This is a genomic window from Actinomadura rugatobispora, assembly GCF_055379765.1.
The window spans coordinates 6,262,319-6,274,567 of record NZ_AP029191.1; the positions used below are offsets into that span (position 1 = coordinate 6,262,319).

General features: G+C 72.2%; 8 protein-coding genes. 5 read left to right on the forward strand and 3 right to left on the reverse strand.

What is annotated here, in order from left to right:
* Position 1: 1 nt before the first annotated feature.
* A complete protein-coding gene (locus tag ACZ466_RS28135) occupies positions 2-1,600 on the reverse strand; it encodes an acyl-CoA carboxylase subunit beta (protein WP_378282655.1) in 1,599 nt (532 codons plus the stop codon).
* Positions 1,601-1,700: 100 nt separating this feature from the next.
* On the opposite strand from ACZ466_RS28135, the gene ACZ466_RS28140 reads away from it, so the two are divergent.
* From ACZ466_RS28140 to ACZ466_RS28150, 3 genes are all read left to right on the forward strand, one after another.
* Complete coding sequence (locus ACZ466_RS28140) at positions 1,701-4,298, forward strand: phosphoenolpyruvate carboxylase (protein WP_378282759.1); 2,598 nt, start codon at positions 1,701-1,703, stop codon at positions 4,296-4,298.
* An 80-nt stretch (positions 4,299-4,378) separates the two neighbouring features.
* Positions 4,379-5,257: a biotin--[acetyl-CoA-carboxylase] ligase gene (locus ACZ466_RS28145; protein WP_378282654.1), complete on the forward strand. Its 879-nt coding sequence runs from the start codon at positions 4,379-4,381 to the stop codon at positions 5,255-5,257.
* A gap of 235 nt (positions 5,258-5,492) precedes the next feature.
* On the forward strand, positions 5,493-6,530 hold the full coding sequence (locus ACZ466_RS28150; RefSeq protein WP_378282653.1) for an adenylate/guanylate cyclase domain-containing protein: 1,038 nt from the start codon (positions 5,493-5,495) through the stop codon (positions 6,528-6,530).
* Positions 6,531-6,598: 68 nt separating this feature from the next.
* Here the strand turns inward: ACZ466_RS28150 and bfr are convergent, their stop codons facing one another.
* Positions 6,599-7,096, reverse strand: a complete 498-nt coding sequence (gene bfr, locus ACZ466_RS28155) for a bacterioferritin (RefSeq protein ID WP_378282652.1) — start codon at positions 7,094-7,096, stop codon at positions 6,599-6,601.
* Between the two features lie 107 nt (positions 7,097-7,203).
* The gene (locus ACZ466_RS28160) at positions 7,204-7,521 is read right to left on the reverse strand and encodes a (2Fe-2S)-binding protein (protein WP_378282651.1); all 318 of its coding nucleotides are present in this window, start codon (positions 7,519-7,521) and stop codon (positions 7,204-7,206) included.
* A gap of 252 nt (positions 7,522-7,773) precedes the next feature.
* Between ACZ466_RS28160 and glgX the strand changes: the two genes are divergently transcribed.
* Together glgX and treY are read left to right on the forward strand one after the other, a co-directional pair.
* Positions 7,774-9,957 carry a glycogen debranching protein GlgX gene (gene glgX, locus ACZ466_RS28165; protein WP_464041717.1) on the forward strand — a complete coding sequence of 728 codons (2,184 nt, stop codon included), beginning with the start codon at positions 7,774-7,776 and terminating at the stop codon, positions 9,955-9,957.
* Entirely contained in the window at positions 9,950-12,238 is a 2,289-nt protein-coding gene (gene treY, locus ACZ466_RS28170; RefSeq protein WP_378290195.1) for a malto-oligosyltrehalose synthase, read from the forward strand. Before glgX ends, treY begins: the two co-directional genes overlap by 8 nt.
* The last annotated feature ends 11 nt before the right edge of the window (positions 12,239-12,249 follow it).

Genomic DNA, 12,249 nt, shown 5'->3' on the forward strand with positions numbered 1-12,249 from the left:
GTCAGAGGGGGATGTTGCCGTGCTTCTTCGGCGGCAGCGTCTTGCGCTTCTCGCGCAGCGACCGCAGCGCCCGGATGATCTGCCCCCGCGTCTCCGACGGCTTGATCACGTTGTCGATGTAGCCGCGCTCGGCCGCGATGTAGGGGTTGGCCAGCGTGTCCTCGTACTCGGTGATCAGCTCGGCGCGGCGGCCGTCCGGGTCGTCGGCCGAGGCCAGCTCGCGCCGGTACAGGATGTTGACCGCGCCCTGCGCGCCCATCACCGCGATCTGCGCGGTCGGCCAGGCCAGGTTGATGTCGGCGCCCAGGTGCTTGGAGCCCATGACGTCGTAGGCGCCGCCGTACGCCTTCCGGGTGATCACGGTGACCAGCGGGACGGTGGCCTCGGCGTAGGCGTACAGCAGCTTGGCGCCGCGCCGGATGATGCCGTTCCACTCCTGGTCGGTGCCGGGCAGGAAGCCGGGCACGTCCACGAACGTCAGCACCGGGATGTTGAACGCGTCGCAGGTCCGGACGAACCGGGCGGCCTTCTCGGAGGCGTGGATGTCCAGCGTCCCGGCGAACTGCATCGGCTGGTTGGCGACCACGCCGACCGAGTGCCCCTCGACCCGGCCGAAACCGACCACGATGTTGGGCGCGAACAGCTCCTGGACCTCCAGGAACTCGCCGTCGTCCAGCACGTGCCCGATCACGGTCTTCATGTCGTACGGCTGGTTCGGCGAGTCGGGGACGATCGTGTTCAGCTCCTCGTCCGCCTCCTCCTCGGCCAGGTCGACCGCCACGTCGAACGCGGGCGGGTCGGCCAGGTTGTTGGACGGCAGGTAGGACAGCAGCGCCTTGACGTACTCGACCGCGTCGGCCTCGTCGGAGCCCTCGTAGTGCGCCACGCCCGACCGGGTGTTGTGCGAGTGCGCGCCGCCCAGCTCCTCCATCGTCACCGTCTCCCCGGTGACCGTCTTGATCACGTCCGGGCCGGTGATGAACATGTGCGAGGTCTGGTCGACCATCACGATGAAGTCGGTGATCGCGGGGGAGTACACCGCGCCGCCCGCGCACGGGCCCATGACCAGCGAGATCTGCGGGATGACGCCGGAGGCGTGCACGTTCCGCTTGAAGATCTCCGCGTACAGGCCGAGCGCGACCACGCCCTCCTGGATCCGCGCGCCGCCGGAGTCGTTGATCCCGATCACCGGGCAGCCGGTCTTGATCGCGTGGTCCATGACCTTGCAGATCTTCTCGCCGAACACCTCGCCGAGGGACCCGCCCGAAACGGTGAAGTCCTGGCTGAACACCGCGACGTGCCGGCCGTCGACGGTGCCGTACCCGGTGACGACGCCGTCGCCGTAGGGCCGGTTCTTCTCCATCCCGAAGTTGGTGGAGCGGTGCCGGGCCATCTCGTCGAACTCGACGAACGAGCCGGGGTCGAGCAGCGCGTCGATCCGCTCCCGGGCGGTCATCTTGCCCTTGGCATGCTGCTTCTCGACCGCGCGCGCCGAGCCCGCGTGCACGGCCTCGTACCGGCGCCGTTCCAGGTCCGCGATCTTTCCCGCGGTGGTGTGGATATCGATCTCCGCCGCGGGTTCAGGAGCTTCCATCGCCATGCCGGTCAGAGTAACCGGAGGCTGATGGGCGATCGGCGGCGGGGCGACCCATAACCTGGGGCGCGTGGCTACCAACACGCGCGACACCCTCCGGCAGGACATGCCCGAACCGCTGCGCCGCGACGTCCGCCTGCTCGGCGCCATGCTCGGCGACGGCCTCGTGGAGTACGGCGGCCAGGCGCTGCTGGACGACGTCGAACGGCTCCGGCACGCGGTGATCGCCGCCCGCCGCGGCGAGATCGCCGGCGCGGAGGTGGCGGCGCTGGTCGACGGCTGGTCATTGGAACGTGCCGGGCAGGTCGCCCGCGCGTTCACCGTCTACTTCCACCTCACCAACCTGGCCGAGGAGCACCACCGGATCCGGACGCTGCGCGAGCGCGACACCGAGGACGCGGCCGTGCCCAGCTCGGTGCCCGCCGCGGTGGAGCGGATCCGCGCGTCCGAGGGCGGGGAGGAGCGGCTGGCGGAGGCGATCGCGGGGCTGGAGTTCCACCCGGTGTTCACCGCGCATCCGACCGAGGCCCGCCGCCGCGCCGTGGTCACCTCCATCCAGCGGGTCAGCGACCTGCTCGGCCAGCTGAACGCGGGACCGGGCGCCGCCGAGGCCGCCGACCTGGAGCGGCGGCTGCGCGAGGAGATCGACCTGCTGTGGCGGACCGCGCTGCGCCGCCACACCCAGATGGACCCGCTGGACGAGGTCCGCACCGCGATGGCCGCGTTCGACGAGACGATCTTCCGGACCGTTCCGGAGATCTACCGCTCCCTGGACGCCGCCCTCGACCCCGAGGGCACCGGCACCCGTCCCCCGAAGGCGCGCGCGTACGTCCGGCTGGGCAGCTGGATCGGCGGCGACCGGGACGGCAACCCGTACGTGACCGCGCGGGTCACCCGGGACGCGGTGATGATCCAGGCCGAGCACGTGCTGCGCGCCCTGGAGACCGCCTGCGCCCGCATCGGCCGCGAGCTGACCGTGCACGCCTCCACCACGCCCGCCTCGCCCGCGCTGCGCGAGGCGCTGGCGGCGGCCCGCACCGCCCAGCCCGGCCTGATCGACGGGGTCGCCAAGCGGTCCCCGGACGAGCCGCACCGGCAGTACCTGCTGTACGCGGCGGCCCGGATCGCCGCCACCCGCGAACGCGACGCCGACCTGGCCTACGGCTCGCCCGACGAGCTGCTGTCCGACCTGACGATCGTGCGCGGGTCGCTGGCGGACGCGGGCGCCGCCCGCCTGGCCTACGGCCGCGTCCAGCAGCTGATCTGGCAGGTGGAGACGTTCGGGTTCCACCTGGCCGAGCTGGAGATCCGCCAGCACTCCGAGGTCCACGAGCGGACCCTGGCCGAACTGAAGTCGGGCGAACCTCTCAGCGAGATGTCGGAGGAGGTCCTGGAGACCCTCCGGGTCGTGGCGTGGATCCAGCGGCGGTTCGGGGTGCGGGCGTGCAGCCGCTACGTCGTGTCGTTCACCCGGTCGGCCGGCGACATCGCGGCCGTCCACGAGCTGGCCGCCTCGCTCGGCGACAACGCGCCCGTCCTGGACGTGATCCCGCTGTTCGAGACCGGTGAGGACCTGGAACGCGCGCCCGCCGTCCTGGAGGGGATGCTCGGGCTGCCCGCCGTCCGGCGGCGCCTGGCCGAAACCGGACGCCGCCTGGAGGTCATGCTCGGCTACTCCGACTCGGCCAAGCAGCTCGGCCCCACCAGCGCCACGCTGCGCCTGTACGACACCCAGGAGGCCCTCACCTCCTGGGCCGCGGCCAACGACATCACGCTGACCCTCTTCCACGGCCGCGGCGGCTCCCTCGGCCGCGGCGGCGGCCCCGCCAACCGCGCCATCCTCGCCCAGGCGCCCGGCTCGGTCGCGGGCCGCTTCAAGGTCACCGAGCAGGGCGAGGTCATCTTCGCCCGGTACGGGCACCAGCAGATCGCCCGCCGCCACGTCGAGCAGGTGACCAACGCGGTGCTGCTGGCCGACACCGGCGCCGTCCAGGACCGGGCCCGCCGCGCCGCCGCCCGCTACCGACCGCTGGCCGACAAGATCAGCGACGCGGCCCGCGCCGCGTTCCGCTCGCTGATCGAGACCGACGGCTTCGCCGCCTGGTTCGCCCGCGTCAGCCCGCTGGAGGAGATCGCCGAACTGCGCATCGGCTCCCGCCCGGCCCGCCGCAAGGCGGCCCGCGGCCTGGAGGACCTCCGCGCGATCCCCTGGGTGTTCGCCTGGACGCAGACCCGCGTCAACCTCCCCGGCTGGTACGGCCTGGGCAGCGGCCTCGCCGCCGTCTCAGACGGCGGCCGCGACCTGGACGAACTCCGGGAGGCCTACGGAGCCTGGCCGCTGTTCGCCGCCCTCCTCGACAACGCCGAAATGAGCCTGGCCAAGTCCGACCGCGCCATCGCCGAGCGCTACCTGGCCCTGGGCGAACGCCCCGAACTGAGCGAGACCGTCCTGGCCGAGTACGACCGCACCCGCACCCTCGTCTTGGGAGTGACAGGCCACGAGCGCCTCCTGGAGAACCGCAAGGTCCTCTCCCGCGCCGTCGAGCTGCGCAACCCGTACGTGGACGCCCTCTCCCACCTGCAACTGCGCGCCCTGGCCGCGCTGCGCGCAGGCGTCGCCGACGAGACCGAACGCGACCACCTGGAGGAACTCCTCCTCCTCTCCGTCAACGGAGTGGCGGCGGGCCTCCAGAACACCGGCTGACAACACGGGCTGACAACACGGGCTGACCCCGGGGGCCACCCGCCGGGTGGTGTGGAGGGTCGGCCCTCCACAATGAAGCAGTGAGTGACTCACCGTATGGCGACCTTGATCGTCCTCCGTTGCACGAGGGGGCGCTGCGGCGCGCGCTCGTGCGGCCCGGCGCACTGTGGCGGGACGTGCGGGTCGTACCGGAGACGGGGTCCACCAACGCCGACCTGGCCGCCGCGTCCCGTGAGGGGGCGCCGGAGGGTACGGTGCTGGCGACGGAGCTGCAGACCGCGGGGCGCGGGAGGCTGGGGCGCCCGTGGGCGGCGCCGCCGCGTTCGGGGCTGATGTTCTCGATGCTCCTGCGGCCCTCGGTGCCCGCCGAACGGCTCGGCTGGGTGCCGCTGCTGACGGGGGTGGCCGTCGCGGTGGCGGTGCGGCGGATGACGGCGTGGTCGGAGGCCGGGGCCGGGTTCTTCGCCCAGGAGGGCGACCGGGAGGACGTGGCCGTCGACATCCGGCTCAAGTGGCCCAACGACCTGCTGGTGGGCGATCGGAAGCTGGCCGGGATCCTGGGCGAGATGGTCGACGACGCGGTGGTCGTCGGCGTCGGCCTCAACGTGGGCCTGCGGGAGGACGAGCTGCCCGTGCCCACCGCCACGTCGCTGGCCATCGAGGGGGCGCCGCTGAGCGACCGGGCGCCGCTGCTGCGCGCCATCCTCCGGGAGTTCGAGACGTGGTACCGGGAGTGGACGGCGCTCGGCGGCGACCCGGAGACCAGCGGGCTGCGCACCGCCTACAAGGACCTGTGCGTCACGCTGGGCCAGGACGTGCGGGTGGACCTGCCCGGCGGCGGGACGCTGCGGGGCGCCGCCGCCGACGTCGACGACGCGGGCCGCCTGGTCGTGGTCAGCCCCGAGCAGGGCGAGCGCGCGGTGGGCGCCGGGGACGTGGTGCATCTGAGGCCCTCATAGGAGACCCGGCGTGTATCGAACGCATGAGCGAGATCATTACAAGAACAGCCGAAAGCCTGGTTTATGTCCGCCTAAAGTAAGTGGCGAGGCCCACAACGTGGGTGATCAGGCGCGCGCGGACGGATGCGGCGGACCTTCGTCCGCGGACGGCCGCGTCTGCCACGATATGTCGCGGAACTCGACCACGTCGCCGCCGGCGTCCAGCGCGCCGCCGGCGCGCTGAGGGGCAGGGGAGATGCCAGCAGAGGGCGGGCCGGGCTCTTCGCCGGATCCGAAGGAGATCGAAGAGCTCCTGCTCGGCGGCGAGCTGCGGTACACCCGCGTCGACGCGGTCCGGCTCGCCGGCGTCACCAGGGAGTTCTCCGGCCGGGTGTGGCGGGCCTTCGGCTACCCCTCGATGCCCGACGGCGAGATCGCCTACACCGAGGGCGACGTCGCGGCGCTGTACCGGATCCGCCGGCTCATGGACGACGGCTTCCTCGACGAGGACGGCGTGATCCGCCTGGTGCGGGCGTTCGGCCAGACCATGACCCGCCTCGCGGAGTGGCAGGTCAACCTGCTCAGCGGCACGATCGGCGACCCGTCCGGCGAGGCCGATCCCGGGGCGGTCCGCACCATCGTGGAGATCGCCGAGAAGCACATGGAGGAGTTCGAGCCGCTCGTCGTGCACGCCTGGCGGCGCCAGCTCGCCGCGGCCGGCACCCGCGCCATCGCGGCCTCCGCGACGCGGGAGCCCGGGTCCACCGCCGCGCGGGCCCCCCTCACGGTGGGCTTCGCCGACATGGTCTCCTTCACCCAGATGAGCCGGGAGCTGGAGGAGCTGGAACTGGCCCGGGTGGTGGAGCGCTTCGAGGAGACCGCCTCCGACATCGTCGCCTCCTGCGGCGGCCGGCTGGTGAAGACGCTCGGTGACGAGGTGCTGTTCTGCGCCGACGACCCCGCCGTGGGCGGGGAGATCGCGCTGGCCATCGCCGCCGCGATCAAGGACGAGACCGAGGTGCCGGACGTCCGCGTCGGCGCGGCCTACGGTCCCGTCCTGCCGCTCATGGGCGACGTGTTCGGCACCACCGTCAACCTCGCCGCCCGGCTGACCTCCCTGGCCCGCCCCGGGTCGGTGGTGATCGACGAGGAGCTCGCCGCCCACCTGGCGGACGTGCCCGCCTTCACCACGACCCGGATCGTCCGCCGCCCGGTCCGCGGGCTGGGCATCATCCAGCCCTACGTGCTGCGCCGTGCGGGAGGGCGGCCCTCCGGGGCCCCCGAGACGGAGTGAACGCCCCCAGCGCGGGGCCGTCCACTCCGGTGCGGGCATCCCCAAGCCCCCCCCGGGCCCGCGGGGCGTCAGTTGGGAGAGCTCATGCCCTCACCGGGCGCGTCGGTGAGGCGCTGGAGGTAGTTCTGCTCGCCGAGGGCCTCGACCAGGCTCAGCTCGGTCTCCAGGTGGTCGATGTGCTCCTCCTCGTCGGCCAGGATGTCCTCGAAGATCCTGGCGGAGGTCACGTCGCCGCGTGAGCGCATCAGCTCGATGCCGGGCCGCAGCCGGGCCACGGCCTCCAGCTCGACCTGGAGGTCGGCCTTGAGCTGCTCGACCACGGTCTGGCCGATCCGCAGCGTGCCGAGCTTCTGGTAGTTGGGCAGCCCTTCGAGGAAGAGGATGCGGTCGGTGATCCGCTCCGCGTGCTTCATCTCGTCGAAGGACTCGTCGCGGGTGTACTTGGCCAAGCGGACGTAGCCCCAGTTCTCCTGCATCTTGGCGTGCAGGAAGTACTGGTTGATCGCGGTGAGCTCGGCGGTGAGCTGCTCGTTGAGCAGCCCGATGATCTCGTTGTCGCCTTCCATGGATCACCATGTTCGCATGGCCGCCGAGATCTGGACAGCACTAACCCCCCGCTCGGTCCATGTTCCTCACCGAAACATGACCGGAACGGGGTTCCGGCGGCGGTGCTCTAGGCGGCGGCGGTGGGCGCGGCCCCCCTTCCCGTGGCTCCGTTGGACCGGCGCACCCTGAGCGTCGGCCCGGCGACCGGGATCGGCTCGGTGCTCTCGGCGGGCATCACCGGGGACGCGGGGCCGCCGGTGATGGCGTCGACCAGGTCGCTGGCGGTGCGGTACTCGCTGATGAGGGAGTACAGCCGCTTGGTGCACGTCCCGCATCCGGGCTTCATCCCGCAGGCGGCCTTGACCTCTTTGGGGGAGCAGGCGCCGCCATCGAGGCAGCCACGCACGTCGTCTTCCGTGACGGCGTTGCAGATGCAGACGTACATCCGGCGACAGCCCTTTCAGCCCGGGGGTTAGGGGACCCTCATTAAGGTAAGGCTCCCCTAAGGTAACCCACCGATGTCCGTTCTGACCAGTGGCATCCGGTTCTTTTCTCCCGCGAACCGCCTGGACCCCACCCGCGCGCCCGCCCGCGACGTTCTCCCAGGCCAGGCCCGGTGGGCGTTCCGGTGCGGTTTCCGCCGGTGTGAGAAAGGCCTTGGGGGGAAGCATCCGTCCCGACGACGGGAGGGCGGGACGTGGCACAGGTCTGGCCGGGGGAGGCGTATCCGCTGGGGGCCCACTTCGACGGGACCGGCACCAACTTCGCGGTGTTCTCCGAGGTCGCCGAGCGGGTCGAGCTGTGCCTGTTCGACGGGCCGGCCGGTCCCGGCGGCGCCCCGGCGAGCGGGGAGACCAGGATCGCGCTGCCGGAGGTGGACGCCTTCGTCTGGCACGCCCACATCCCCGGGATCATGCCCGGCCAGCGGTACGGCTACCGGGTGCACGGCCCGTACGACCCGCGCCGGGGCGACCGGTGCGACCCGTCCAAGCTGCTGGTCGACCCGTACGCGATGGCGATCGAGGGCGAGGTCGACTGGGACGAGTCACTGTTCGGGTACCGGTTCGGCGACCCGTGGTCCCGGAACGATCTCGACTCGGCGCCGCACACGATGCGGTCGGTGGTGGTCAGCCCCTACTTCGACTGGGGCGACGACCGGCCGCCGCGCACCCCGTACCACGAGACGGTGATCTACGAGGCGCACGTGAAGGGGCTCACCAGGCTCCACCCGGAGATCCCGCCGGAGCTGCGCGGCACGTACGCGGCGCTCGGCCATCCGGTGATCGTCGACCATCTGGTGAAGCTGGGCGTGACCGCCGTCGAGCTGATGCCGGTGCACCAGTTCGTCCACGACGACAGCCTCGTGGAGCGGGGGCTGCGCAACTACTGGGGCTACAACACCATCGGCTTCTTCGCCCCGCACAACGGCTACGCGGCCTCGGGGACCCGGGGCCAGCAGGTGCTGGAGTTCAAGGCGATGGTGAAGGCCCTGCACGAGGCCGGCATCGAGGTGATCCTGGACGTCGTCTACAACCACACCGCCGAGGGGAACCACCTGGGCCCGACGCTGTCGTTCCGGGGCATCGACAACGCCTCGTACTACCGGCTGGTGGAGGACGACCCGCGCTACTACATGGACACCACGGGCACCGGCAACAGCCTGCTGATGCGCAGCCCGCACGTGCTCCAGCTGATCATGGACTCGCTGCGGTACTGGATCACCGAGATGCGGGTGGACGGGTTCCGCTTCGACCTCGCCGCCACCCTCGCCCGGGAGTTGCACGAGGTGGACCGGCTGGCGGCGTTCTTCGACCTCGTCCACCAGGACCCGGTGGTGTCGCAGGTCAAGCTGATCGCCGAGCCGTGGGACGTGGGCGAGGGCGGCTACCAGGTCGGCAACTTCCCGCCGCTGTGGACCGAGTGGAACGGCAAGTACCGCGACACCGTCCGCGACTACTGGCGGGGCAGGCCCGCGACGCTGCCGGAGTTCGCGTCCCGGCTGACCGGGTCCAGCGACCTGTACGCCGACGACGGCCGCCGTCCCAGCGCCTCGATCAACTTCGTGACCTGCCACGACGGCTTCACGATGCACGACCTGGTCTCCTACGACACCAAGCACAACGAGGCCAACGGCGAGGGCAACCGGGACGGCACCGACGACAACCGCTCCTGGAACTGCGGCGCGGAGGGCCCGACCGACGACCTGGGGATCCTCGCCCTGCGGGAACGGCAGAAGCGCAACTTCATGGCCACGCTGTTCCTCACCCAGGGCGTGCCGATGCTGTCCCACGGCGACGAGATCGGGCGCACGCAGCGCGGCAACAACAACGCCTACTGCCAGGACGACGAGCTGTCCTGGGTCGACTGGGACGGGCTGCTCCAAGAGCACTTCCCGCTGCTCGACTTCGTCCAGCGGCTGTCGCGGCTGCGCCGCGAGCACCCGGTGTTCCGGCGGCGGCGGTTCTTCCAGGGCCGGGCGGGGCCGGGGCGAACGCGGCGCGGCCCCGCGCGGGCCGGGCGGGACGACGGCCCGGTGGACCTGCCGGACCTGCTGTGGTTCTCCCCGGACGGCCGGGAGATGGCCGAGGCCGACTGGTCCGCCGGGTTCAACAAGTCGTTCTCCATCTTCCTGAACGGCGACGCGATCAGCGAGCCGGGCCGGCGCGGCGAGCGGATCAGGGACGACTCGTTCCTGCTGCTGTTCAACGCCCACGACGGCGACCTGCGCTTCGTGCCGCCCCCGGCCGTCTACGGCGGGTTGTGGTCCAAGGTGATCGACACCGCCGACCCCCTGCTCGCCGAGGCGGAGTCCCCGGTGGTGAAGGCGGGCGAGTCCGTGCTGATGGAGGCCAGGTCCCTGCAGGTGCTGCGCCGTGTCTGAGCACCCGGCGACCGGCCCGGCGACCGGCACGTACCGGATCCAGCTGCGGGGGACGAGCGACTCCCGGCACTTCGGGTTCGCCGAGGCGGCGGAGCTGGCGCCGTACCTGGCGGCGCTGGGGGTGTCGCACGTCTACCTGTCGCCGGTGCTGCAGGCGGCGCCCGGTTCCACGCACGGGTACGACGTGATCGAGCATGACCGGCTGTCGGCCGAGCTGGGCGGGCCGGAGGCGTTCCGGGCGATGGCGGCGCGGTTCCACGGGCACGGCCTGCGCGTGCTGGCCGACATCGTCCCCAACCACATGGCGGTCCCCGACCCGCCGGAGCTGAACGGACCGCTGGCCGCGCTGATCGAGGACGGCGCGGAGTCGCCCTACGCCCGCTGGTTCGACGTGGACTGGGAGGAGGGCGGCGGCCGGATCGTGCTGCCGGGGCGGGGCGAGCCCAACTACCGGCGGTTCTTCGACATCTCCGGGCTGATCTGCCTGAGCCAGGAGGATCCGGAGGTCTTCCGGCGGACGCACGCGCTGATGCTGGGCCTGGTCGCCGAGGGCCTGGTGGACGCGCTGCGCGTGGACCACCCCGACGGGCTCGCCGATCCGCGCGGCTACCTGGAGCGGCTGTCGGACGCCTCGTCCGGGCCGGACGGGCCGCGCTGGATCCTGGTCGAGAAGATCACGACGGGCGGGGAGCGGCTTCCGGGCGACTGGCGGTGCGCCGGGACGACCGGGTACGACGCGCTCGGCATGGTGGGCGGCGTCTTCGCCGATCCGGACGGCGAGCGGCCGCTGACGGAGGCGTACGTGGCGTTCACCGGCGGCGGCCCGGCGTCGTTCGATCCGGTGGAGTACGAGGCGCGGCGGTTCGCGGCCGAGCACGCCCTGCGCCCCGAGATGTCCCGGTTGCTCAAGGTCCTGTGCAGGGTCCTGCGGGTGGACGCCGGGGACGGGGCGCGCCGCGCGGACCTCCAGGCCGTCCTGCTGGAGCTGCTGGCGGCCATGCACGTCTACAGGGCGTACGTCGTGCCGGGGGAGCCGCCCACGCGGCAGGCGGTGGAGGTCCTGGAGGAGGCGGCGGAACGGGCGCGGACGCGTCTCCCGGCTCGGCTGCGCCGTGACCTGGACCTGGTCGTCCGGCTGGCGCTGGGGCACGAGCCCAAGGGCGGCGATCCCGGTGACCTGGCCGAGTTCGTGGTGCGGTTCCAGCAGACGTCGGCGCCGCTGGCGGCCAAGGGCGTGGAGGACACCGCGTTCTACCGCTGGTCGCGGATGGCGTCGCTGAACGAGGTGGGCGGCGACCCGTCCCGGTTCGCGATCGACCCTGAGGACTTCCACGCCTACTGCGCCGGGGTGCTCCGCGACTGGCCCGCCACCATGACGACCCTGTCCACGCACGACACCAAGCGCCAGGAGGACGTGCGCGCGCGGCTGGCGGTCCTGGCGGAGCTGCCGGTGCCGTGGACGGAGGCCGTCGGCCGCTGGCGGGCCTGGGCGCCGAAGGGGTCGCCCCTGGAACCGGACCTGGAGTACCTGCTGTGGCAGACGCTCGTGGGCGCCTGGCCCATCGCGGAGGACCGGCTGGGGGAGTTCCTCACCAAGGCGATGCGGGAGGCCAAGACCCGCACGTCCTGGCTGGACCCCGACTCCGAGTACGAGAAGGCCGTGCTCGGGTACGCGCGGAGGGCTCTCGTGGACGAGGGCCTGACGGCCGACGTGGGCGCGTTCGTGGCGATGCTGGAGCCGTACGCCAGGGTGAACGCGCTGGGGCAGAAGCTCGTGCAGCTGACCATGCCGGGGGTTCCGGACGTGTACCAGGGCTGCGAGCTGACCGGCCTCGCGCTCGTCGACCCCGACAACCGGCGGCCGGTCGACTACGAACGCCGCCGGGAGCGGCTGGCGCGGCTGGACGGCGGCGGGGAGCCGCGCGACCTGGACGACGAGAAGCTCCTGGTCACCTCGCGGACCCTGCGGCTGCGGCGGGAGCGTCCCGGGTGGTTCGGCGAGGGCGGCGGATACGAGCCCGTACGGGCCGGCGGCGAGGCGGCCCGCCACGTGTTGGCGTTCCGGCGGGGAGGCGGCGAGGAGGGTGCTCTGACGGTCGCCACGCGTCTCCCGGCGGGCCTGGAGCGGGCCGGGGGTTGGGGGGACACCTACCTGGAGGTCGGGCCCGTCCCGTGGCGGAACCTGCTCACGGGGGAGGTCCACCAAGGCCCACGGCTGGAAATGGCCGTTGTCCTGGCGGTTCATCCGGTCGCCCTGCTGGTCTCAGGGGTGGCCGAGTGACCCGGTTCGAG